14 protein-coding genes are annotated in these 25,727 nt (G+C 53.6%); 11 read left to right on the top strand and 3 right to left on the bottom strand.

The window, feature by feature from the left end:
• Positions 1-57: 57 nt before the first annotated feature.
• Positions 58-1,458, bottom strand: coding sequence for a sigma-54-dependent transcriptional regulator (locus tag Poly59_RS28230; RefSeq protein ID WP_390621538.1), 1,401 nt, complete (start codon positions 1,456-1,458; stop codon positions 58-60).
• A gap of 85 nt (positions 1,459-1,543) precedes the next feature.
• Positions 1,544-2,458 carry a sensor histidine kinase gene (locus tag Poly59_RS28225; protein WP_246151998.1) on the bottom strand — a complete coding sequence of 305 codons (915 nt, stop codon included), beginning with the start codon at positions 2,456-2,458 and terminating at the stop codon, positions 1,544-1,546.
• Positions 2,459-2,560: 102 nt separating this feature from the next.
• Here Poly59_RS28225 and Poly59_RS28220 point away from each other — a divergent pair, with 102 nt between their 5' ends.
• The 10 genes from Poly59_RS28220 to Poly59_RS28175 all read left to right on the top strand — a co-directional run bounded on the left by Poly59_RS28220 (position 2,561) and on the right by Poly59_RS28175 (position 20,406).
• Complete coding sequence (locus tag Poly59_RS28220) at positions 2,561-2,974, top strand: hypothetical protein (protein WP_146537405.1); 414 nt, start codon at positions 2,561-2,563, stop codon at positions 2,972-2,974.
• A gap of 374 nt (positions 2,975-3,348) precedes the next feature.
• On the top strand, positions 3,349-5,775 hold the full coding sequence (locus Poly59_RS28215) for a mechanosensitive ion channel domain-containing protein (RefSeq protein WP_146537404.1): 2,427 nt from the start codon (positions 3,349-3,351) through the stop codon (positions 5,773-5,775).
• 153 nt (positions 5,776-5,928) lie between these two features.
• Complete coding sequence (locus tag Poly59_RS28210; protein ID WP_186776572.1) at positions 5,929-9,756, top strand: AsmA-like C-terminal region-containing protein; 3,828 nt, start codon at positions 5,929-5,931, stop codon at positions 9,754-9,756.
• Positions 9,757-9,796: 40 nt separating this feature from the next.
• Positions 9,797-10,693, top strand: coding sequence for a polysaccharide biosynthesis/export family protein (locus Poly59_RS28205; protein ID WP_186776571.1), 897 nt, complete (start codon positions 9,797-9,799; stop codon positions 10,691-10,693).
• Positions 10,694-11,203: 510 nt separating this feature from the next.
• The gene (locus Poly59_RS28200; protein WP_146537401.1) at positions 11,204-13,453 is read left to right on the top strand and encodes an APC family permease; all 2,250 of its coding nucleotides are present in this window, start codon (positions 11,204-11,206) and stop codon (positions 13,451-13,453) included.
• Between the two features lie 329 nt (positions 13,454-13,782).
• Complete coding sequence (gene corA / locus Poly59_RS28195; RefSeq protein WP_146537400.1) at positions 13,783-14,922, top strand: magnesium/cobalt transporter CorA; 1,140 nt, start codon at positions 13,783-13,785, stop codon at positions 14,920-14,922.
• Positions 14,923-14,974: 52 nt separating this feature from the next.
• Positions 14,975-16,288, top strand: a complete 1,314-nt coding sequence (locus Poly59_RS28190) for a hemolysin family protein (protein ID WP_146537399.1) — start codon at positions 14,975-14,977, stop codon at positions 16,286-16,288.
• A gap of 137 nt (positions 16,289-16,425) precedes the next feature.
• On the top strand, positions 16,426-17,817 hold the full coding sequence (mgtE, locus tag Poly59_RS28185) for a magnesium transporter (protein WP_146537398.1): 1,392 nt from the start codon (positions 16,426-16,428) through the stop codon (positions 17,815-17,817).
• Positions 17,818-18,109: 292 nt separating this feature from the next.
• A complete protein-coding gene (locus tag Poly59_RS28180; protein WP_146537397.1) occupies positions 18,110-19,327 on the top strand; it encodes a RimK family alpha-L-glutamate ligase in 1,218 nt (405 codons plus the stop codon).
• The gene (locus Poly59_RS28175; protein WP_146537396.1) at positions 19,324-20,406 is read left to right on the top strand and encodes a succinylglutamate desuccinylase/aspartoacylase family protein; all 1,083 of its coding nucleotides are present in this window, start codon (positions 19,324-19,326) and stop codon (positions 20,404-20,406) included. The genes Poly59_RS28180 and Poly59_RS28175 overlap by 4 nt, the downstream gene beginning before the upstream one ends.
• A 25-nt stretch (positions 20,407-20,431) precedes the next feature.
• Here Poly59_RS28175 and Poly59_RS28170 read toward each other — a convergent pair whose 3' ends face one another.
• Positions 20,432-23,953, bottom strand: a complete 3,522-nt coding sequence (locus Poly59_RS28170; RefSeq protein ID WP_146537395.1) for a mechanosensitive ion channel domain-containing protein — start codon at positions 23,951-23,953, stop codon at positions 20,432-20,434.
• 340 nt (positions 23,954-24,293) lie between these two features.
• Between Poly59_RS28170 and Poly59_RS28165 the strand changes: the two genes are divergently transcribed.
• Positions 24,294-25,679, top strand: a complete 1,386-nt coding sequence (locus Poly59_RS28165) for an outer membrane protein assembly factor BamB family protein (RefSeq protein ID WP_146537394.1) — start codon at positions 24,294-24,296, stop codon at positions 25,677-25,679.
• The last annotated feature ends 48 nt before the right edge of the window (positions 25,680-25,727 follow it).

Genomic DNA, 25,727 nt, shown 5'->3' with positions numbered 1-25,727 from the left:
AGGCAAGGCGCCAGTCGCATTGTCTTGGATGATGCCTTTGATTCACGTTCAGTTGGGTTACTGAGGTGGTGATCCCTTTGCGTCCACGCCAAGCTGCTTGATTCGGCTTCGCAGGGTCGGACGGCTTAGCCCCAATCGGATGCTCGCGGCACTGATATTGCCTTCCGATGTGGCTAGCACTTGCGCTAGCAGAATGCGATCGACTCGGTCGTGAATTTCCGCGGACAAGTTGTGGGCTCCATCGCTCAGCAAAGATTGTATTTCGGTTTCTAGGTCACTTGCCCAGCTTCGTTGAGGGTGCCCGCTGATACTCTTGGTTTCGCCAAAGCCCATCGGCAGAAAAGCCGGAACAATCACTGGCCCGCTGGCTTTTAGCAGCGTCTGCTTCACTACGCCTTGCAATTCGCGGACATTGCCAGGCCAAGAGTGCGAAGTGAAACGCTGCATTGTTTCCGGTGCAATTGAGACATAGTCCTTGCCTAGCTGTTTGGCAAATGCCTTAAAGAAGAATTCGGTCATCATCGGAACGTCGTCGCCGCGATCACGGAGCGCGGGCAAGCTGATCGTAAATTCGTTGAGCCGATAGTACAGATCGCTGCGGAAACTGCCGTCCGCCATTGCTGCGTCTAAGTCGCGGTTGGTCGCTGCGATGACTCGCACGTTTGTCTTGATCGGTTTGCTACCGCCGACTCGCTCGAATTCCTTTTCCTGTAGAACTCGCAGCATTTTGGTTTGCATCAGGGGAGTCATGTCACCAATTTCGTCGAGAAACAGTGTGCCGCCGTTGCAGATTTCGAACTTGCCGATCCTGCGTTGGTCCGCGCCCGTGAAGGCACCTTTTTCATGTCCGAATAGTTCACTTTCGAGCAGATTTTCGGGGATTGCGGCACAGTTAATCGCATGAAAGACTTGGTCATGCCGCAGGCTGTGTTGATAGATCGCGCGAGCGACGACTTCTTTGCCGGTTCCGGTATCACCGAGGACGAGAACGGCAACGTCTCGCGAGGCGACTCGGCCGATCGATCGGAACACTTCGACCATGGCTGGGCACTGGCCGAGTACCTGTTCGCCTGCGCCAGCGTCGCCGGGACCGTTCGGGTTGCTGATGCCGTCGCCAGGCAGAACCGCGGGCATTCTGGCCATGCGACTTGTTTCGATCGCCGAGTCGATCAGGGGCAAAATCTCATCGGGCTCGAACGGTTTGGTGATGTACTCGAACGCACCGCCACTCATGGCACCAATGGCGGTTTCCGCCGTCCCGTGGCCGGTCATCAAGATTACTGGAACTCGCGGGTCGAGTTCGCGAAATTCATGCAGCGCAGCGAGTCCCGACTGCTGTGGCATTTGGATGTCAAGCAGAACCGCATCCGGCGAATGTTTGGTGAACAACGCTTGCCCAGTCGCCACGTTATCGGCGGTATAGACACAGTAGTCGGGCTCGGGAAGGCACAGCTTCATGACCTGCAAGATCAGCGGATCGTCATCAATGACTAAAAGCGACGGGGTGCCTTCGTTGGGTTGCATGGCTGGATTTGCTTTTTCGTTACGTTTTGGTGAGATCGTCATCTGATTTCGCGACGGGGAATAGCACGGTGATGGTGGTGCCTTTGCCGAGTGTGGATTGAACGTCAATGGCGCCGCCATGAGACCGGATGATTCCCAAGCTCGTGCTCAGACCGAGCCCCGTCCCTTGGCCACGTGGCTTCGTGGTGAAGAATGGATCAAACATACGTTCGCGAACTTCGGGCTTGATGCCGCTGCCGCTATCCGACACTTCAATGGCCAGGTAATGTCCGGCGGGCAATGTGACATACGAGAACGAACGCTCGGAATCTAAGATCATCGACCGAGCTCGCACAGAGAGTGTTCCCGCGTCCATCATCGCGTCACGAGCATTGATGGCAAGGTTCATCACGACCTGACTAATTTCAGTCTCGTCGCCCATCATCGTTGGCAAGCCAGTTTCAACGTCTGTTTTCAAGTCAACCGTACCAGACAAAGTATGGCGTAGGATCGCAATTACCTCGGGGATAATCAGTTCGACTTGCAACGGAACGTGTTGTCCCTCGCCGCCACGTGCAAACGTAAGTAGTTGGCCAACCAAGTCGGCGCCACGAGAAGCACTGCTTGTGATTGTCTCTAGCAGTGCGGCACGGTCAACGTTGGCACCTTCTCGCTGAAGCATTCGGCTGCTCATCAGGATCGGCGTCAGCAGATTGTTCAAGTCGTGGACGATTCCGCTGGCTAGAGTACCGAGCGATTCGAGTCTCTGGCGCCGTCGTTCAATCAGTTGTCGTTCGACCAGTTGGTGCGAGCTTGCTTGGGCGAGTTTTCGCGCGTGCCGCTCGTCGTCGCTCGGCCACGGCTGATCCGGTACTTCGTGTGAATGCTGCAAGGGGCCGCTGGGGAATGAGTTGAGCGGAAGGATTTGCGAGTGGCAGTAAATTGTCGATGGCACGCGGATTGCGTAAGAAAATCGAGTTGGTTGCAGGGAAAGACATTCTAATGCCGCTAGTCTTCTGGCATCAGGCGGGAGGTTTACTTGGGTTTGAATAGTTCCATGTTTGATCGAGAAGCCATGAAGCAGCGAATTCAAGCTGCGCGAGATCAATGGCGTGGTTGTGAGTGGCAGACCAGCTTTGGGCCCCAAAAGCTAGATCTTGCCGGTATTCGCCGTCGTCAAGCGATTTTGGCGGCCAAGGCAACTCGGGGGGAAGAGTCCGTTGGTTGGTTTCAAGCGGTTCAGTGGTTGGGCGAAGTCGAGCGTGATGCGGTCCAGGCGGCTGAGTTTGCCGATCGCGCGTTTGCCGAAGCTGAAAGGAATTGCTGGACAGAGGCCAGCGATTTGCTAAGCCAGGCAGAAGCTTTGGAAGCAAAGTACAGCCAACTCGACGGCTATCAACAGGTTCGAGAGGCGTTTCAAGGTTGGTTTGCGGGGACTCGAAACCCTGCCGAAATCCGCCAGGACGTTTAGCACGGCAATCATCTTTCCTAGGTGGGAAAAGTCTTTCCGGTCGATCTCCAGAAAGGGCTGCTGTCACGCATTTTCAGCAAAAAAGTCCGATCTGCTAGTTTCACGGATCCTTTGGGGGAATGCTCGCGACTGCTGCGTCCAAATGTTCTGTTGTTGAGGTAGCAATCGATCTGAGCGGTTTGTACCTAAGGTATCAGCTCGGTCTGCAGATTCGAAACTCTGGTTCGGATCCATCGCCTCATCAAAACTTGCAAGTTGTGAAACATTGCCGCCTCGCTTCGTGTTCGAACTTGCGTTTTTCGCGGCCTTGACCGCACGCCTGCACAATGCTTATTCCTGCATGAAACAACATCCTGACGTTGGAAAGCACGCATATGAATCCAGATATCACAACTCGATTTTTCGCGGTTTGTGCAATCTTGCTAGCTGTTCATGCAGGCTCGGTTGACCAAGCAGCTGTTCATGCGAATGAAAGTGATCCGTCAGGACACCCGGGATCATTGCAGGCTGTCACCCAGAAACCAGATCTTTCGCCACTATCAAATTCTGCCAAAACCGATATCAAGCGTGTCGGCGAGAGCGTTGATGTGTCTGACAACGTCGGCGGCGCAATCGCGTTGGTTTCAGGCGAAGAGTCGATTGTTGCCGAAACCGCCGCCGAGGTTCTGGAAGAGAAGCAGGTCGAGGTTGCTGCTGAATTGCGAATTGCGATGATGCAAGAAAAGCTCGAAGCCGAGGAAACCGGCGAAGCATCCAAACTGCCTACTGCTGACGCGAGTCGAGTAGATCTTTTGAAACAGATCGATGTCGTCATTGCCCAGCAGCAATCGGCAACGTCGTCGAGCGAAGACCATGCCGCTCAGGTGGATGCGCTCAAGTCGACGCTCACACGGTTGGCCGATGGCGTTCTTGACGAGCAACCGCCCTACTCGATCATCTTCCTTGACGGACTAAAAGAATCAGTTCGCAATGCAAAAACGAAACTTGCATCGGTAGACGCATCGGTAATTTCTGCGCGTAGTGCCGCAGATACTGCCAAGCAAACAGCGGATGAGCGTGCCAAGACACTGCGTCAGTTAAGAGAGAAAGAGAAGGCGGGAACAGCAAAGATCGACACTGTTGAATTGGCCGAGTTGGAGCAGAAGCTGGCCGAAGAAATGCTGGTTCTGAAACGGCAGCAGCTCTCTGTCGAAGAAGCGAATCAGGTTATTGCAAAATTGCATGTCGAAATCGACGAGCGGAAAGTAGCGATTATCGGCGACGTCGTTGTGTTCACCAAGGGTGACCTGGATGACAAAATTGATGACCTCGATTTGCTTGAAGTCAAACTGAAGGAGCAGGTCGTTCGGCTGCAGAACGAATTGCAGTTTGCCGAACGCCGCTGGCTTTCCGCTCGCCAGGAAGCCGATTCGACTCCAAATGCGGGTCCGGAACTGATTGAAAAAGTCGACTCGCTAAAGATTTCGCAGATGTCGATTCAATTGGAATTGGACCTGATCAATCCTCGTCTGCAGCGACTTCCCGTATTAAAAAAAGCGTGGGAACGACGTTTCCTTGTCGTCGCCGGTAAGGCACAGCGAAAAGAACGTAACCAGTGGGCCGATGAAACCGAGCAACAGATCGATCAAATCATCCAAGATCGCCGGTCGCGTCAATTCAAGCTCGACGAACTTCGAGTTAGCCAATCAACTTTGGATGCCAAAATCGACGCGGTTGGCAGCGAGAATGGGCAAGTCAAACGATGGTTGCAGTTGAAGCGTGATGCGTTCGATAAGCAATCAGAGATGTTGAACCGAAGTTTGTCGGTGCTGGATAGTTCCGAACGAACTCTGGACCGACTGAAGACGCAGATTGATGGCGAGCCCAGTCGCACGTTGGCAGAACTCGCAGAAGACAGTTGGACTCAAGCCACGAACATTTGGAATTACGAACTCACCGAAATTGATCAAACGTCGTTGACCGTCGGCAAGATCTGCAGCAGCGTCTTGATGTTGTTTTTTGGGTTTTTGCTTGCCCGCGGAATCAGTGCGTGGCTCGGGCGTCGGCTTCCAAAGTGGGGTGTTGATGAAGCGGCCGCCGATGCAATCGAGTCGCTTAGCTTTTACGCGTTGTTGGTAACGCTAGGGTTGACGGCACTTCGTTATGCCAACGTTCCGTTGACCGTGTTTACGTTCCTTGGTGGTGCGATCGCGATCGGAATCGGTTTTGGTAGCCAAAACATTCTGAACAACTTCATCAGCGGTCTAATTCTTTTGGCCGAACGTCCAATCAAGGTCGGTGACCTGATCAAAATCGGTGACACTCACGGCAACGTTATGAAAATCGGAGCGAGAAGCACTCAGATTCGAACAGGTGACAACCAAGATATCATCGTTCCCAACAGCAGCTTTCTGGAAAACGAAGTCACCAATCTCACTCGCCGTGACGATCGGCAACGAACGTCGATCACGATCGGTGTGGCGTACGGGTCGGACTTGGATGCCGTGCTGCGATTGCTGGCTCGCGCGGCGTCAGAGCAAAGCGGTGTGTTGGAACGGCCCAAGCCAATGGTTTGGTTTAATGACTTCGGCGACAACGCACTGGTGTTTCAAGTTCACTTCTGGGTTCAAGCCAAGAATCTGACCCAGATGCGGATGATTGAAACGGGCGTCCGGTTGAAGATTGACGCGATGTTCCGGGAAGCCAACATTGTGATTGCGTTCCCACAGCGGGATTTGCACATTCAATCGCCCAAGCCGCTTGAATTCCGCTTGGTGACATCCGACCCCGGCGATTGCGATTCGCATTCCAAGGTGGCCTAGAACGGCGATCTCAATATCCATTACCCATGCTTGCCGTCCGGTCGGTTATCGACAGTGGCGCCGATGTCGAACTTTTAACCCGCATCCTCGCTGTGATCACGGATGACTCGCGAAGTAACTTCGAAGCGCCCTCGATATCCAAGACTATGCCGAGTGGCGTGGCTGGTATTGCTGTGCGTTGTCGTTGTGGTTCTGTTTCGTAATCCGCTGGCGTGCTGGGCGATCAATTCGATCGGTTCCAAAGTGGCTCGGACAAAGGTCGATGTTCGCGATGTCTATCTGGGCGTCGGTTGGATTCAGCTTAGCGGGATCACGGTCGACGAAGCAGGCGGCGATGATCGAGATTTGGTCTCGGTCGGACGGTTAACCGTTGAATCAAGTCTTTTCAGCGGACTGATCGGTGGCTATTGGCTTGATTCGGTTCGGGTTGACGAGGCCGAAGTTCGCATTCGCGTTGATCACGACGGAGCGATTGTTTCTTCGTTCCCGATATTTCCAGAATCTTCACCGAGTGATGAACCGGTTGAAATCCCATTGCGATCTCTTGCCGTTCGAAACGCGTCGCTTGTGATTGAACAAACGGGAGTCGATCGATACCTGGTTTCAGGTCTCGAAGTGGACCTGGATCAAATCAATGACCAAATCGCCGTAATTGGAAGGATCACTAACTTGCTTGGTGGCGCTGCCGAGTTTGCAAGCAAGGTGGATGCGACGACGCTGATGGGCTCGACGAAGGTCGTGACCAGGAACATTCGACTCGATAGTTCCGAGTGGCCTCTATCCCTAGCAAACTTATTGCAAACCGAAACACCGGGCACGGTTGTTGCAACCGCTTCATCGAAAATCGAATTGTCTTGTCCGCCAGGCGTGACCGATTGGTGGCAACATGATGCAAACGTTCGTTGTGTCTTATCGGGCATTCATAGCGACGCATTCGATGGCCAAGATTCGCGAGTCGAAATGGCGGCGCGCTGCGATGTTGAAGGCGTCGCCGTGACGATCTTTGGCAATCCCATAGGCGGCGTGATACACGCAAGTGTGACGTCGGATTGTCGCGACTTTCCGTTGTCGGCCGACTGTAAGCTTGACGCGCAACATCCTGAACTTGGCAAGATCATCGGGGGTTTTGTCTCTGATCTCGATTGTCGTCTGGCAAGTCAGCTAGTTGGTAATGCGACTGTTCATTGGGATGGAAACCAGACTCGCCTGGATGGGCAAATGGATTGCCATGTGAGCGGCGCGCAGATTGGCAATGTGCCGATCGGTGACACCGTGTTTTCTGCAGCGATGGATGTTGTGATGCAGGGTGTCGAATTGAGCACACTTGCCGGGAACATTCATGGCAAAATCGATTCAGCCGGACTTGATCTGGCGATGGTTCCGATCGAGCAGACGACGGATGGAAAACCGTTTCAGCCACACGGCGTGGTTTCGATGTCAGGTGAGTTTCATTCGCCGATTCGAATTCCGTTTACCGTGGCAGATGTCGTTGCTAGCAGTTCGGTTCGCTTCGACAACGTCGCGATCAGCGACTTTAGTCTCGATCCGACTCGGTTTGACGTCGTAGTGTCCAATTCGCGTGCGGGTGTAAAACTTTTCGGCGGACGAATCTCTGACCGAAATGATCAAACACTTGCGAACGTTACATTTTTGGCCGAAGCCGATGACCTTGCTAACGGGACGCTTCGCGTCAGTGGCGGCGGTTCGTTCTCGCCGTTGCAGAACATCGCTGCGTTGACCGGATTCGAGTCGACGGGGCTAGGCGGCGCGATCGATGCACGACTGGGACTGTCCGTTCCGATCGCCGACTTAACCGACTTGAAGGCGTGGTCGGCTGATGCCACAGCTGTGTCAAACGAGTTAACGGTGGCTGGTGAACGTTTCGATGCGATTGCTATCACGGCAACGGTTCGCCAAGGGTTCATGTCGTTACCGGCAACTCCGATTCGATGGCGCAACAATTTGGTTACGCTGCAGGCGAAGGGAATGATCGAAGGAAGCGAGGGGCTGTCTGGTACGTTCCACGCTGGCTCTGTTCGCCTTGGCGACCTGGCAAGCATTGCGTCACGATATTCCAACACTCCGCTACCGCTATCGGGTGACGCGGATCTTGACGGTCGATTTTTTGTCAGGGCGAGTGACCATGAATTTGAATTTACTGGCAAGGCGAACGCTCAGCAGATTCGATATGGAAATGCCAAGATCGGAAACGTGACGTCGGGCTGGACATTCAATCGACGGGGACTGACAGTCGATACTTCGTCTGATCAGTTTCTTGGTGGGCGATACCGAGTGTCCGCCAAAGCAGATCAAGCTGACTGGACTGCCGCGGAAGTGGTCGTTCATTTCCAAGACATCCAAGCGAATCGTTTGGCAGCGATCGCAGGTTCGCCCATTCCGGTCGATGGACAACTTGAAGGTCGATGCCAATTTACCAATCTTGGTGATTTACAAACGTTGAAAGGAACCGCTTGGCTGCAAACGGTCGGCATGCGAGTCGATGATATTCCAATCGAGCTGTCGACTGTTTCGCTCGAAGTGGCCGAGGGGGCTGTTGCCGCAATGGTTGAGGGCGGAATCTTGTCTGGCCAGATTCGGGGCAACTCAAGTTTGCAGATTGAAGCAATGCAACGATTCCTAGCGTCCACTGACGGTCGCATCGAAGAACTGCCCATTGACGCGGACATTCAGTGCACCGGCGTGTCGATTGCCGAAGTCACCCGTGCCGCGAAGCTCGGTCGTGAATTACAGCCGCTTGAGGGCAGCGTGGAGTTCGCGATTCGCCGTGACAGTTCGGATCGACATTCGGGGGCGCTAGCCCGCGTCAGTGTGTCGGCGAGAGATTTAGCTTGGAATCGAGCGATCCTGTCACGACGAATCACCGCGAAAACGACTTTGCATTCCGATCGAGTTCGTCTGGATTCAATCGATGGTCGGTTTGCCGATGGAGAACTGAGTGGCAAGGGTGAAGTTCGATTGGCAGCGTCGCCGACAGGTAATTTTCAATTCGGAATCAATCGAGTCAACCTTCGCTATCTGGCTGCGCCGCTAGGCAATGCTGCGCGAGACTATTCAGGGACGGCGAACATTCGCGTTGATGGCCGGATCAACCGGACGGTTACCGGACGCGCGGCAGTCTCGATGAATCATGTGACGATCGCAGGGGTCAAGGTTCACTCGGCGCGACTGCCGTTGGACTGGTCGTTTGCAACTAGCAATGCAACCGCTAGATGGGATTGCCGTGCTGGATTCATCGAAGCTGGCGATGGAACGATTGCCCTTAACACGGATGGACTGTTTCAACGGAATCTGACGATGAATCTGCAGGCTGATATCCGGCGGATCGACACATCCAAGTTGTTGGCAGGGAAGTCAGCGGGCGCAGGGTTGATTGATGGCCGAGTGACGATAGCGGCTAAACGAGCGAGAAGCGTGAAAGATTTTTCGGGACGCTTCGATTTGCAGTTGTCGGACGTTGATTCCTTAAGTCTGCCGGTGTTGGATCAGCTGCCCAGCATGATTCAGATCATGCCCACGCAGGGAGGATTGCAGAACAACGAAGGTCACGTCAGCGGGCGACTTAGCAATGGCTTGGTGGCGATCGATTCGATGGCCATCGCGCAAAGCAATGTTCAGGTGACGATGACCGGAAGTGCAACGCTCGATGGACGTTTGGACTTTGACGTCACAGCCGCGACAGGTTCAAACAGCCCGACCGAAGGGCTGATGTCGCTCACTGATTCGCCGTTGATGCTTGCCGCGCCGGCACCAGCCAAACTGCTAGTACAGGCTAACGAAGCGATGAAGAATCGTTTGATCAATATTCATGTCGGTGGCAACGCCAACAGTCCCAGTATTCAATTGCAGCCTGGACGCCAGTTGTCGCAGGATGCACTGCGATTTTTCATCCAAAGCCAGTTTGGTTCCTCGGTTGCACGAGCGAGCGACCAAGTCAAGCAGGCCAATCAATCTCGACGCTGATCAGCCTCGCAAAATTTTTAAGACAAACTACGGAGTTATCGTGAATCATAAGAATGGAACCGAACGTTTTTCAGGCGTTCGATATCTCAAATTTAGATCGGTGTGCTTCCTGTCTCTACTGGCGCTTTTGCCGACTGCGTTGTCGGGATGTCGCACAGCCGCGTCGATGGGGTTTCCGGTTGCTGCGGGTTCGCATGTCTTGTTGCCGTACGTGACCGCCGCCCGGCAAAGCGTTGGGCATCCGAAGCGCATTCCTACTGAGTTGGCAAAACAAGCGTTGCCGCCGCACCGGATCGAGGCAGGCGACGTGCTGGTGATCGAGCCTAATGACTTTAATTCACCCGTTCGGTTTCAAAGCGATCAAACGGTGCAACAAGACGGCACCATTGATCTTGGCGACTACGGGCAATTTTCAGTTGCCGGCATGACGACGATGGAGATTCAGCAACAGGTTCAGCACCGAGTTGCGTCTCGTGAAATTGAAAAACACAACACTCGGATTGCCTTGGCTTCTCATCGCGATGGCGATGATATCTCGCCGGAGCCTGCCGATTTTGGGCTATCTGTTCGTCTGGTCAATAAAGAAGCCGGAATGATTTATGTCATGGGCGAGGTCAACGCACCAAGTTCGTATCCGCTGGTCGGCAGCGAAACGGTACTTGATGCCATTATCGCCGCAGGCGGTCTTTCCGATCGATCCAACGCGCACAAAGTGGTGCTGACACGTCCGCAACTTGACGGACAGCCTCGCGTCATTTTGCCCGTGTGCTATCACCAAATCTTGCAACTCGGCGACGTTTCAACCAACTATCAACTGTTGCCTGGTGACCGTATCTATGTTCCTAGCCTGACGATCTGGGAAGACGTCAAACAGAGCGTCTCGCTTGGCAGCAATCAAAGTTGTCCGCATTGTCGGAAGTATGCGGGGCGCAAATAGGCTAGACCCTCGCCATTGTGTCGGAAGTCTTTTTTCTGACATCTTCCCTTTTCTTCATCAGGCTCATCGCTCGGCCATCGGTGATGCCCGATGCATTCGGCTACGCACTGGGGCGTTAGTATCCGGCGAAGCTGGGCATCTTTCCGTTCTTTCCATGCCTCCGCCAGACATCCGTGCTCCCCGGCTCGGTCATCGAATTTTGCGGGGCGGCGATTCGCAAAAAGATAACCAGTTCCCTTGTGATAGGAATGCTGACGCTGGCGAGAAACTTGGCGTATCGGTATCGTCATAGGCGGTCGCTGTTGATGTTTTGATACGATCATCGACGTCGCGGCGAAATTGTCAGACATTCCCGTCTTGGTGTTGCCGTAATAGGACGACACAAAGTCTTCGTAGCATTCGCGAACCGTTTCAGTCAGCTCCGATGAATTGCCGAACGTCTCGGCGACATCCGATATCTCTTTTTTGATCCCAGTCCGCGATCGGACCTATCCAGCACGGATGCATTTCATGTCCAGCGGTTCTAAGCACGAGCCAATCACCTCCACAAAATTTGGAACCTTCGGGGGTGTGTTCACACCCTGCACGCTGACGATCCTCGGCGTCATCATGTTTCTGCGGTTCGGCCAAGTGGTTGGACAGTCAGGTATCTTCACGGCCATCATGATCGTGTTGGCGGCCAAGGTCATTACGACGCTAACGACGCTTTCGCTGTCCGCAATCGCTAGCAACACGCGAGTCAAAGGCGGTGGTGCATACTATTTGATTTCTCGTTCGCTCGGAGTTGAGTTTGGCGGCGCGATTGGAGTTTTGTTTTTCGCTGCTCAAGCAATTTCGGTGGCGATGTACATCATTGGTTTCACCGAAGCGCTCGCCGCCACTTTCCCATCGCTGGCTGACAACGCGATGGGCATTTCAACGCTCGTGAATTTGATCACGTTCGTCTGCGTTTACATTGGCGCCGGTTGGACGATCAAAGTCCAATACTTCATTCTTGCGATTCTAGCGGCTGCGCTTGGCTCATTTTATGCCGGTGCCATAGCGGACTTTAATCCTGAGTACTTGCAAGCCAACATGCGGCCTTCGTTTTTGGAAGGCGAGAGCACCTTCACGATGTTTGCATTGTTCTTTCCCGCAGTGACGGGCATCATGGCCGGTGCGAATATGTCCGGTGACTTAGCAAACCCATCGAAGTCGATCCCAACCGGAACGCTAGCGGCGGTGTTGATCACTGGTTTGATTTATGTATCTCAAGCACTGCTGCTTGGTTGTGCCCGGCCTGCGGCCGAATTGATCGGCAACAATATGGTGATCCGCGACATCGCGGTTTGGCCAATATTGATTACCGCGGGTGTATTCGCCGCGACGTTGTCATCGGCACTGGGCAGCATGATGGGAGCTCCGCGGATTCTGCAAGCATTCGCACGCGATGAGATTTTTACGTCGCTAAAGTTTTTCGGTTCGGGCAGCGGTCTTAGCAACGAACCACGCCGGGCCACGGTACTGACATTTGTGATCGCTCAAGTTTGTATCGTATTTGGCGATCTGAACGCGATCGCTCCGATCATCACGATGTTCTTCATGATTACGTATGGCCTTTTGAACCTGGCAACATTCTACGAAGCGGTAACAAAGAATCCTAGCTATCGACCAACGTTCAAGTATTCACACTGGATCACGTCGTTGTTGGGGATGATTGGGTGTTTCGGAGTGATGTTTTTGATCAACGGATTATGGGCCACCATGTCATTGTTGTTCATCGGAGCGATTTATTGGTTCATTCGGTCCAAGGAGGTCGAGGCTCGCTGGGGTGACTTGCAGAGCGGCGTGATCTTTGAACGGGCACGCAAAGCACTGTTGAAGCTCGAGGACGAAGTTTACCACCCCAAGAACTGGCGACCGATCGTGATGGCGCTTAGTGGCAGCGGTTGGACGCGTCCCCACATCCCGATCTACGGCCATTGGCTGACGTCGGGTCACGGAATTTTGTCGCTGGCTCATGTTGTGACTGGAGACTTGGAGGAGCTTTCCGAGCGACGGGACCGATACGAGAAACAACTGCGAGGTTTCATCAAACGCGAGGAACTGGATGCGTTTCCTGCGGTCGCGTGTGCTCAATACGTCTCGGACGGTATCGAATCATTGATTCAGTGTCATGGCTTGGGCGGACTGCGTCCCAATACGGTGCTGCTAGGCTGGCCGCGAGATCACTCGCGAGCAGATTCGTTCGGTGCCACCGTTCGATTGATTGCCCGAACCAAACGCAGCATTCTGGCGGCAAGATTTCTTGCGCATCGCGACGAGGACGACGAAACCGACAAAGCGACTGCGACCGATATTGCCGACCACTGGACTGTGCCCAGCGGAACGATTGACGTTTGGTGGCGTGGAATGGAAAACGGTGAACTGATGTTGCTGCTCGCTCACTTGTTGCACCGCAACCCCGAGTGGCGGGAGAACCACGTGCGCGTGCTGAGAGTGGTTCAGAACGAACAGGCAAAGGATGAAATCGTCAATCACATGAAGGAACTAGCGGCCTCGTCGCGGATTCACTTTGAACCCGAAGTGGTCGTATCCGATCATCCCGTCGCACAAGTCATTCAATCAACCTCGCGAGAAGCCTCGCTTGTCTTGATGGGATTTCAAACGCCAGAGGAAGGGCACGAGGTTGCGATGTATGAGTCGTTGGAATTGCTCGCAGGTGATTTGCCTCGAATCATCCTGGTCAATAGCGCTGGCGGTATGACACTTGAAAGCTAATCGGATCCTAGGGTGTTACGACGGACAACTTCGACCAAAGCAATCTGCGAGCACGGAAATGGCCATCATGAACCATAAACTGCCTCAGCTGAGCTCGCCCAACCAGTTTGGAATTCACTCGACCGACGCGGGTATGCACCGATCACCGCATCGGATGTTACGCTGGCATCGATTGAAGTTCGTCGCGAGGTCAGGCTCACCGCTAAATCGCAGACGCTGGACGACAAGCTGATGGCTTTGATTCTGTTCCGAGTGACGTCCTGCGTCGTGAATGTCATCAACGGGGTTCGCGGCGATGTTGCTTCGATTTTCATGATAAAGGTACTGTGATGCGAACAGAGAAAGCGGCCGGACAACCTCCTAAGCGTCGGCTATTCAAGAGGACTGCTAAAATCGTCAGCGCACCCGGCGTTTTGCCTGAGGCGATGGGCGACAAAGCCGTTTCTATTCGAGTGATCCGTTACGACGCGAACCATCACGGAGACGACACGCTGGTAACGTCGGACGATCTTGCGAGGCTGCTTTCACGTATCACCAGTGAATCCACCGACGAGTCGAGTAAGCACTTCGAAGGAGTCACCTGGATCAACGTTGATGCGGCGCAAAACACGTCGACGTTGAAGATCATCGGTGACGTCTTCGGTCTGCACCCGCTTGCGCTCGAAGACGTCAACAATGTCCATCAACGGGTCAAGTGTGAAAAGTACGACGACGCGATGTTTTTCGTCGCTCGCATGCCTCAAAGGACTCGTCCTTTCGATTCCGAGCAGGTCAGCGTCTTCCTGTTGAAAGGCGTGGTGATCACATTCCAGGAACATTCCGGCGACTGTCTGGATACAGTGCGCGAGCGGATTGCGATGTCGACTGGCCGCGTCCGTCAGCGCGGTGCAGACTATTTGTTCTATGCCATCTTGGACCGAATCGTTGACGAGTTCTTTGTCACGATGGAACACTATGACGAAATTCTTGGACAGTTCTCATCGAATATCGAAACCACGTCTCAGCATGACCTGCCGCTCAAACTGCACCACATTCGTGATGATCTATTGCAAGTGCGAAAAATTACGTCGCAATATCGCGAGGCGTTCAAACGACTCGCAATCGATGGAAGCGAGATCCTTGACGCCGACACCATGTACTTTATCCGTGACTGCCAAGACCACATTAGCCAGTTGATCGAAGCGTCGGATTTAGGGCGAGAGTATTGTGGCGAACTTCGCGAACTGCATTTCGCGATGCTGGGCCAAAAGAGCAACGACATTTCCAAAGTGCTGACGCTGATCGCGACGATTTTCATACCGATGAGCTTCATTTCCGGAGTCTACGGAATGAATTTTGATAGCCAAGCTTCCTCAATGAACATGCCAGAACTTCATTGGGGATTTGGATATCCGTTTGCTTTGTCGCTAATGGCCATGACGGGCGGTGCCCTTGCCTTTTTTCTGTACCGTCGCGGTTGGCTGAGTTAGCAGTTGTCTCACATTATTGATCATTCTTACCTACCCTCTACGCAAGCATTCAATGCACGACCTGTCACAGACGCTTCTCTATCTTTCGATTGCCATCGGGCTGATTTTACTTAACGGATTTTTCGTTGCCGCCGAATTTGCGCTGGTCAAAGTTCGCATTTCGAGGATCGAGCAATTACGTACCGACGGCAAAGCGTTTGCGACGACCGCTCGCTGGTTAGCGAGTCGCTTGGACGAATCGCTATCGGCCTGCCAGCTAGGTATCACGATGGCGTCGTTGGCACTCGGTTGGGTTGGTGAACCTGCGTTTGCCGCTTTGGTCGAACCCATGCTCGGTTGGATGGGCATTACAGACCCGCGGATCATTCACATTCTTGGCTTTGCACTTGCGTTCACGTCAATCACGGGACTTCACCTGGTTGTGGGCGAACAGTTTCCAAAGATCTTTGCGATTCGACGACCCGAGCAGATGTTGCTTTGGTGTGCGGCGCCTCTGAAGTTCTTTTATGTCATTCTGTTTCCCTTCTTGACCGTTTTGAACGTTGTGACTGCGTTTCTATTGCGTCTGGTCGGCATCAGTGGTGCTTCGGACCATGAAACGGTGAATACGGAAGAGGAAATACGCGCTCTCTTGCAAGAAGCGCATATTCACGGAAACCTTTCCCGCAACGAGCACTCGCTGATCAATAACGTGTTCGAGTTCGATGACCTTGTCGTCCGACGGGTCATGCTTCCCCGCGGTGACGTTGATTTCTTTGACATCAACGATCCGGTGTTGGCTCTTCGAGAATTGGTGCGAACGACCAAGCACACGCGTTATCCCGTCTGCGACCGGTCACTCGACAAAGTGTTGGGGGTCGTCCATATAAAAGATCTGTTGGCGGTACCGGATTCGAACGCTAACTTTGACGTTCGGTCAATCATGCGCCCGCCTCGGAAGGTGCCGGAAACGATGCCAATCAGTCGCGTGCTGCGGCACTTTCAAGCGACGCACCAGCTGATGGCGTTTGTGATTGACGAGTACGGTACTATCACAGGCATGGTCACGTTAGAAAATGTACTTGAAAAAATTGTTGGCGAAGTCGATGACGAGTTTGACGTATCGGATCCCAACATCGTTCCGGAAACCGAAGGCGATTTCATCGTCAGCGGCACGACTCCGCTTGACGAAGCTCGGGTGCGGATGTCCATTCCCCTGTTAGAATCCGATGCTGCCGATACGATCAGTGGTCTGCTAACCGATTGCAATCAAAACATTTTGTCGCAAGGCGACAGAATTGAACTCGCTGGTGCGACTGCCGAAATCCTTGACGTCAAGCACGGCAGCGCCACGAAGGTCCGCTTTAGGATCCATCACGAAGAGTAGCGAACCGTGCCATCACGTTACTCGTTCTAACGGTATTCGCCAAGAATTCCGGCCAGTCAAGAACTCAGTTTGTCGATCGTATTAGCGGCCAACCGTTACCGCGATCGACGCACGAACCACCGCAAGAAACTCTGCTCATGTCCGACACTGCCGAACAAATTCTCAATAGCGTCGACGAAGCCGAACGCCCCTGGATTCAGCTTGCTCGACTGGCCGAAGTCGGCAGCGCTGACCTGTTATTGGAATATGTCGAGACACTATCGACAACGGATCGTGCGCTTGCGTTAAGCCGGCTTGATGAAGCGCACCGGATTCAGGTCTTGGAAGGGCTTGCGCCGGAAGATGCCGCAGATTTGATCGGAGACTTGTCCGAGGCGCAAGCGGCACGCGTGATTGAGCTGTTGAATCCGGACAGCGCGGCCGCGATTGTTCACGAACTGCCAAGTGACGAACAGGCCGATGTGCTGGGTGACCTTAGCGATCATCATGCCGCGGCGATTCTAGATGCAATGCCGGACGACGAGGCCGAGTCGGCTCGAGCGCTATCCGCTTACGACGATGACGTCGCCGGTGGCATGATGGTTTTAGAAATGCTTCGTTTCACCGGCGACATGACGGTCGCTGATGTGATTGAGGAGCTGAACCGGAACTCTGAGACGTATAGCGATTTTGATGTCCGGTATGCCTATGTCTGTGACGAGTCGGGAACCCTGCTGGGGGTCCTTCCGATGCAAAATTTGCTGTTCGTCAAACGATCAGCTCGGCTGACGGACTTGATGATTTCCAATCCGTTGTCGGTTCGTGTCGACACCAGTTTGGACGATTTGATTGAGTTTTTTGACGACCACCAGTTTGTCGGCGTTCCCGTGGTTGATGACTTGGGGCGGCTGAAAGGTGTTGTTCACCGCGAAGCAGTTAGTTACGAGGAAACGCGAGCCGCCGAAAGCGACTATCTAAAGAGCCAGGGAATCGTTGGTGGTGAAGAATTGCGGACGATGCCGTTGTGGTTGCGGGCAAGACGTCGGCTCAGTTGGTTAAGCATCAACATCGTGCTGAACATTGGTGCCGCCGCCGTGATCGCTTACTTTCAGGACACATTGCAAGCAGTGATCGCGTTGGCTGTGTTTTTGCCGATCATCAGTGACATGAGCGGTTGCAGCGGCAATCAGGCGGTGGCGGTCAGTATGCGAGAGCTTTCGCTGGGTCTAGTGCGTCCCAATGAGCTTTTTCGCGTTTGGTGGAAAGAGGTTTCGGTTGGTTTGATCAACGGCGCCGTGCTGGGATTCCTGGTTGCTCTGGTAGCCGTGATCTTTGATGGAAATATTTACTTGGGGTTGGTTGTTGGGCTAGCGCTGTTTGCCAACACGGTAATTGCAGTTTCGATCGGCGGTGTGGTGCCACTGGCTCTGAAGCGTTTCGGATTTGACCCTGCGGTCGCAGCCGGACCGCTGCTTACCACAGTGACTGATATGTGCGGTTTTTTCCTGGTACTGGGCCTGGCAACGATTTGGTTGAGTCGGTTGGTGTGAAACGTTGGGAATGGTCGAAAGCGTCACGTCGCTCGGCGACTTGATGCGTCGTCACCGGCAAGCCGCAAGTTACCGACAACGAGCCGCTGGAAAGATTCTTTCCATTGGGAATGCGTGCATCTTTTTCGATCGATCAACTCAGTCCGTATTTACTGATCAATCGACGTTTTCGGCGCTCTGGACCGTGTTTAGAGCACACGCAATTAGTTTCGGCCTGGCATTTGCGTACAATTCTTTGTGAAATCGTGTTCTCATCTCGGGCCGTTCTGAACTCTCGCTTTAAGTAAAAAAAATGAAACTCGGCATTCTCTCCACTGCTCCCCGTTGTTACAGCACTCGACGAATGGTGGATGCTGCGAAGTCGCGCGGCCATAAACCGACGGTGATCAACACGCTGAAATGTTCGATCGATCTGCAATCGGGCAAACCAGACCTGTACTACAAAGGTAAACCGCTGGCGGATTTTGACGCCGTGATCCCTCGAATCGGAGCCAGCATTACGTATTTCGGTACGGCGGTGGTTCGTCAACTTGAACAAATGAATGTCTTCGTCGCGAACACCTCTGGTGGTATTTCCAACAGCCGCGACAAGCTGCGCAGCATGCAGATCCTAAGTCGGCACCACATCGGCATGCCCCGAACTACCTTCGTTCGCGATCGTGCAGACGTGATCCCTGCGATCGAGCGAATTGGCGGAGCCCCCGTCATCATCAAGCTTCTCGAAGGAACCCAGGGTGTGGGCGTGATCCTTGCCGACAGCATCAAGATTGCTGAAGCGATCATTGAAACATTGCAAACCGCCAAACAAAACGTTTTGGTCCAAGGATTCGTTTCGGAAAGCAAAGGACGCGACGTTCGCGCTTTTGTGATCGGTGACCAAGTCATCGGTGCGATGCGACGAGTTGCGCAAGGTGACGAGTTTCGCAGCAACGTTCACCGCGGCGGCAAAGTCGAGCACATGGAACTGGATGATGAGTATCGCGAAACTGCGATCCGTGCCGCTCAGATCATGGGGCTGCGTATCGCCGGTGTCGACATGCTTGAGGGCAAGAACGGGCCACAGGTGATGGAAGTGAACAGTTCCCCTGGACTCGAAGGCATCGAAGCGGCAACGCAGAGTGACATCGCCGGGGCAATCATTGATTACTGTGCGGCTCACACCGACTTTCCTGAAATGGACGTTCGCCAAAAGCTCACGGTAAGCCGAGGATACACGGTTTCGGAGCTGGTCATTCCCGAAGGCTCTCACTTTGTCGGCATGACCATCACCGAAGCGGCGTTCGCAGAACAAGACATCAACGTCCTGACACTTTACCGTGGTAAGACCGTGATTCCAAACCCGAAAGTGTCACGTGTATTAGAAGCAGGCGATCGGTTGCTTTGCTTTGGCAAACAACTCGCAATGAAAGCGATGGTGCCAAAGAACACTCGCGCGCAGCGAGAACCCGAAGTGAAAGAGCTTGACCCAGAAATGGTCGCGCACGCAACTGCGAATCCGGTGTACTCATGAGTTCAAAAGTGGAAAGCTGGTTCGGTTGTGAAGTGAAAGCTGGCGAGGCCGTCAGTACCGAACTGGTGATTTCTGAGAGCTATAGTAGTCGTGATGTTGCAATTCCCATCCGGGTTCGTCGCGGATTGGAATCCGGGCCGACGGTTTTCGTAACTGCCGCGTTGCATGGTGATGAACTAAATGGCACTGGCGCGATTCGCAGTATGCTTTCCGATGACTCGTGGGAGTTGCGGTCGGGCACGCTGTTGATGGTTCCAGTCTTGAACGTGCTCGGCTTTGAACGTCACTCGCGATATTTGCCAGACCGTCGAGATTTAAATCGATGCTTTCCTGGTAACTCGACGGGCAGCATGGCATCGCGCCTTGCGAAGGTTATTTTTGATTCGATCGTGCCGCGATGCGACTTCGGAATTGATCTACACACCGCTGCAGTCCGTCGTACCAACTTCCCGAATGCTCGCGCTGATTTGGACAACGACGCTTGCCGCAATCTTGCTGAAACGTTCGGGTCAGGAATTATTCTGCACGGCAAAGGCCCGAAGGGATCGTTTCGTCGATCAGCAACGGACGCCGGATGCCCGACGATCGTGGTCGAAGGTGGCGAGGTTTGGAAGGTCGAGTCAGCAGTGGCTGAATGCATGCTGAGAGGCGTTTTCAATGTCTTGAAAATGTTGAAGATGATGGATGGCGAACCTGACATCCCAAATCGGCAAGCCGTCATTCGCGAAACAAAATGGATCCGTGCCGAGCGCGGCGGTTTCATGTCGATGCATGTGGCGGCGGGCGATAGCGTGGTCAAAGGGCAAGCGATTGCTTCAAACAGCAATCTGTTGACCGAGGACCAGAACCGTCTTGAAAGTCCGTTCTCGGGAATCGTACTTGGGATGACCACATTGCCGGCCGTCCAGCCAGGCGAACCGGTCGTTTACATTGGCCGACTGGCGAATCCCAAGTCGGCGCAGCGCCACGACGAAAACGTTGCCAACGATGACATCCAGCGAACGGCGTTAGAGCACTTGGCTACCAACGTTCAAGTCACTGAACCCGACGAATCCGAACCCGACGTGTCGTCGGACTAGGTTGGTGGTTGGCGACATTGATACTCTATGCGGCTTCGCTAATCTCAATCGTGTTGTCGCGTGTTCCGGCATCGAGAATGAGCTTTGCCTCGTTCGTCACGGTTCGGATATGCAGGTCTCGTTGAGGGAATGCGATTTCCAATCCGGCTTCGCGGAATGAGCGATTGATTGCCGTATGAAGCTCGGTGATGACTTGTAACCGATTGTCTAGCGATGGCAAGAACGCTCGCAACAACAGGTTTAGCGAGTTGTCACCAAAGCCTTCGAAAGAAGCGACGGACGCAGGATCTTTCAAGACCAAGGGGTGGTCATTGGCTGCTTTCAAAAGCAATTCGCGGGCAAGTTCAGTATCGGCACCGTAGGCCAGACCGACTTCGACAACGATTCGGTTTACTTTGTCCGACAACGTCCAGTTGAGCAGTCGACCGGTAATGAATTCTTTGTTGGGGACGACGTACTCTTTACGATCCCAGTTCGTAATCGAGGTCGCGCGAATGCGGATCCGTGACACCACACCGCTCACGTCATCAACGGTTACAACGTCACCGACACGGATGGGACGTTCCAGCAAGATGATTAGGCCGGCAACGAAGTTGGCAAACATCTCCTGCAATCCAAATGCCAACCCGAACGTCAATGCCGTGGCCAACCACTGAATCTGTGACCATTGCAATCCAATGGTCGAGCACGCAGCGATCGTTCCGACCATGATGATGACATAGCTGACAAGCGTTGTGATCGCATATCTCACCGAGGCCTCTAAGGGTAACTGCTGTAAAACAGAAATTTCTAACAAGCCGGGGCCGTTGCGAAACATCATCACGGTGACAACGATGATTAGGATCGCCAGCGCCAGGTCAGACAGGGTGACCGAACCGCTGCTCGCTTCGTCGGGAACGATCGGTGCGGCTGTGGCGGTGCCTGTTCCAGCAGTTGCCGTCATCGGCAACATTGGTGTCGTTGTGACTTCGGCAGTTGCAACGACATTTGATTTTCCCCACAGCGGGTAGTTTCCAATCATGCTGAGTGCGGGCAGGACTCCGATCCAAATCATCCACATGCCGACTAGCGAGGCTGCGGTCATGGCGGTGCTGACGAGGTTTCGCGACTGCTGACTGTGAGCCGAGATGTCGGCTTGTTTGTTTCCGGTCACGATGCCGGCGACCGTTTGAGTATCACCGCCTGCCTCGCCCATTGCCTTGGCATTGGCGGCGCGTTCGCGAGACTGTTCCATGCTGAGGTGGCGCCGTCGAAGCAACAGCATCCGGTACAGCACCGCTCGCATCACCACCAACGTGGCCACAAACAAGCAGGTGGCAAGCAAACGCCAAAACAGTGTCTGGGCGGTATAGAAATATCCTGCTGCGGCTAACAGAGCGAGCGATACCGGCAACGAGATTCCTGCGAGAGGAAACAGGTATTTGATCTTTGCGGCGATGCCGTTTGGGTTCACCGCAAAGTGTTCACGCAGAACGCCGACTGGCCGCAGCAGACGAAAGACACCAAACGCAATCACCGCCATTCCGAACATGAAGGCTAAACGTTGTACGTCGCCACGCTCGTGAACGCCTTCACCAGAAACCAGCGTTGCCGTGATAAAGACGGTGGGCAAGACAACGACACTGCACATCTTGACCTCGTGCCGCAATGCATTGGTTACCTTCACTGGCCAGCGAAAATGAGATTCGCCGACGCCTTTAGGACGTGTGATTTGCCGAATCAGTTCGATCGATGCCCAGATGATCGCGGTTGCTTTTAGACCTTGCCCAATGGCGGACGTAAAGTCTGATTCGCCCAAGTGCTGGCTCAGACGCCACCCGATAAAGTAGCAGGTCAGCGGCCAAATCAACGACACGATCCCGGTCAGCCACAGGCCTCGAAGTGTCGGTGCGATTGAACGGCAATTGACCTTTTCAGCCATTTCCCCGATCTGCCGAATGGTTCGTCGAGTAGACTTTCCGCGAACCAACAGCAGTCCGATCAGCGAAAAACTCAACACGTACAATACCACATAGCGACGAGCGTCGGCGAGTAGTAATGTCCCGGCTTCTTTCCACTTACCAGTCGAAAGCAACCATTTGGCCGAGTCTTCGATCTGAACTCCCGCGGTCAATGGTTGCCCACTTCGGATCCATAGCACTCGTTGGTCGATGTACTTTTCGTATTCGGATTCTAATTTGATAATTTGCTGGTCGACGGTGTCCAGTTCAATCAACTTGTCAAAGTACTGGCCCGTGCTTCGGACCAAGTCGACTAGATATTCGCGTTTGCGCATCATCAAATCGCGAGCGGCTGATTCAAGCAACACTACGTTTTTAGACGAGTCCTTTTTGGCTTCGTAAAGAATCTTTCCGATGGTTTCGTCCATTTTGGAAAGCTCTTCTTGAGCCTCTTCGTATTCGAACATCGCGAACTGAGTGTCGTTGATCCGTTTTTGGCGATCGGCAACTGCGGCACGTCGCTCACCGACGTCCGGCAGTGTCGTCATTTCCTTTCTCAGTAACGCGCCCACAGAACTGGTCAAACCAACGGAGTCGACCTTCTTGCGAGTGTTGGAAAACTGTCGAACCAACCCACCATAGACATCCGTAGCGGCGGACAGCAATTTGTCGGTCTGAGCTAGTTCCTCGGCAACGTTCTTTGCTGTTTCCGCGAGAGCTTGGTTCTCCGCTGCATAGATTTTTAATGCCGGGTCGGCAGAGATCGCTTCACGTCGCGCCATCCGAACAGATTCAGCCGCTGCAGCTTCACGTGCCGCATTGATTCGTTGTTGCAACAGGGCAATCGTTTTTTCCGTGTGCGTCGCGCTCAGGTTCGCAACTTCGATTTGCAAACGGACAAGATCTGCAGCTTCCTCGGCATCGTATTTGGCGAGCTCGCCTTCTAAGGCGGGCGTCTCTTTCTCAAGCGTCATCCGTCGCGTCAACAATCTCGCTGCCAACGCTTGACTTTGTGGCGAAGGTTCGGCGACCTGCAAAGCCTTAAGTTGCGACGATGCGACCGCGATCTTGTCTTGAATGATCGCCATGCGAGCCCGGATTTCCTTGCGGCGGGCGGCGCGAGATTGCAGTTCGGCCTCCGCGTCCTGTTTTGCTTTTCTGAATCCAGAGAGTTGCAATTCCGCGGTTGGCAACAACTGCTCAAGTTCCATCAACGCCAGCGATTCGCTGAGGTCAGGTTTCTTGTTCTTTAAATCAGTCCGTTGGTTTTTCAACTGTTCGGATCGCGTCGATACGGATTCCGCTTCGGCGACCAGAGCTTTCAAGCGAGTGTCGCTGTCGGCAGCCGAATGCAGGTTACTCAGCGTGGCACGATAGTTTTCGAGCGATTGCACCTTCACGTCGGCGGCGACGTCGGAACTCTGTTCTAGTTCAGCCATCGCCCGCTCGATCTGCTCTACCGTGATCACGCCGGTCGACTGGGGGGGCTGGGGCGAACTGGTGGGAGGCTCAACTGGACCGTCAGCCAGACTTTTACCGCTAGCAACTGCACACGCGAAAGCCAATAGCGTTGCGAAAAACCACTTCGATTGCGTCCAAGTCTTCAATTTTGGCCTCCTGCCAAATGCATCCGTACTTCCAATTGGTCAGTCTTGACGTGACCAAACAGATATTACACAGGACTCCCAAGCATCAGCAATGCACATGGTGATCTGATCCATCGGAATACGAGCCATTTTGATATTCCGGGTAAGATGGGGCCCCCCGTGTCGACGCGCTCGCGTGGCCCAAGTCCTACGACGTCTACTCGATCGAAACAATGCGATACAAAAAGGTACTGTTTCGTGTTCGCCCATTCGTGTGATGATAGGGAACAGTTGGTTCAGGTCGCAGGGTGCGCTTCGATCGACTTACGCGTTACTCAGGCCGAATAAAGGAATCTTTTTTATGGTGAAGCTTGGATTGCAAATCTTTGTGTTTGCATCGCTGTGCCCGTTCGCGGGCTTAATCGCCGACGACTTCACGCGATTTCGCGGTGCTGACGCGACAGGAGTCGCAGCAGACCATCCGAGCCTACCCGCACGATGGAATGACAGCAAAAACGTCGCGTGGATTTCTGATGTGCCGGGTCAAGGTTGGGGCAGCCCGATAGTGGTGGGGCACCGCGTCTTTGTTTCGTCGGTGGTAGCCGACGAGCAGGGCATCAAGCCACAGAGCGGGCTGTATCTTGGCGAGGGCGTGCGTGATCCAGCCCAGGGCATTCACCACTGGATGGTTTATTGCTTTGATCTGAATAGCGGGGCCAAGCTTTGGCAGCACGAGGCACACACAGGACGTCCTGTTGTGCCTCGGCATCCGAAAAGTTCTTACGCAGCCGAGACTCCGGCGACAGACGGCGAGCGGTTGTTTGTCTTGTTTGGTGATCTTGGTCTTTATTGCTATAGCCTTGATGGCAAGCTGGTTTGGTCCAAGCCGATCGAACCAAAGAAAACAAACATGGACTATGGTGCGGCCTCGTCGCCTGTGGTTCACGATGGCCAAGTGATCGTCGTTTACGACAACAAAGAGGAATCGTGGGTCGCTTCCTTTGACTCAAAAACGGGCAATGAGCGTTGGCGAACCGCACGTGCGGAAACGATGTCTTGGGCCACACCGTTCGTCTGGCAAAACAACGTTCGAACAGAGCTCGTTGTCCCGGGGCAACGTGTCAATCGAAGCTATTCACTCGATGGCGAAGAATTGTGGAGTTTCGACGGCGACATGTCGATCCTGGTCATCCCATCGCCGTTCGCAGCCCACGGATTGTGTTACCTATCATCTGGCTATGTTGGTGACGCTCACCGTCCCACGTTTGCAATTCGTCCAGGGGCGAGCGGAAAAATTGCTCTCGAAGGTAATTTTAAGAACAGTGAATTCATCCAGTGGTATCAACCGCAAGCATCAGCGTACAACACGACGCAAATTGTCTACGGCGATTACTTGTACACGGTCTACGATCAAGGCTTTATGACTTGTCACAGTGCGCTTACTGGAAAAGAGATATACGGCAAGCAACGTTTTTCACCGAAAGGATCCTTTACCGCTTCGCCTTGGGCCTATGGCGGTAAAGTGTTTTGTTTAAGTGAGGACGGACTAACTTATGTGATCAAGGCGGGGCCGGAATTTGAAATCCTAAACACGAACCCACTCGACGAGCTTTGTATCGCAACGCCGAGTGTCGTTGATGGCAAGCTATTGATCCGCACGTTGACGAAAATCTACTGTCTCACCCAGGACGAACCAACCACCGCGGGTCAGTCGCCAGCCCGCTCTGTCGGTTCCTCGAAAAAATGAAAGAATGACAAGAAGCCAAACCGAATTCGGCTCGCTAGCGACGGATTC

The sequence above is a fragment of the Rubripirellula reticaptiva genome (assembly GCF_007860175.1).
In the GTDB taxonomy this organism is placed as follows: domain Bacteria; phylum Planctomycetota; class Planctomycetia; order Pirellulales; family Pirellulaceae; genus Rubripirellula; species Rubripirellula reticaptiva.
Note: the sequence above shows the minus strand (reverse complement) of the source record. Positions and strands in the feature narration are given on the sequence as shown.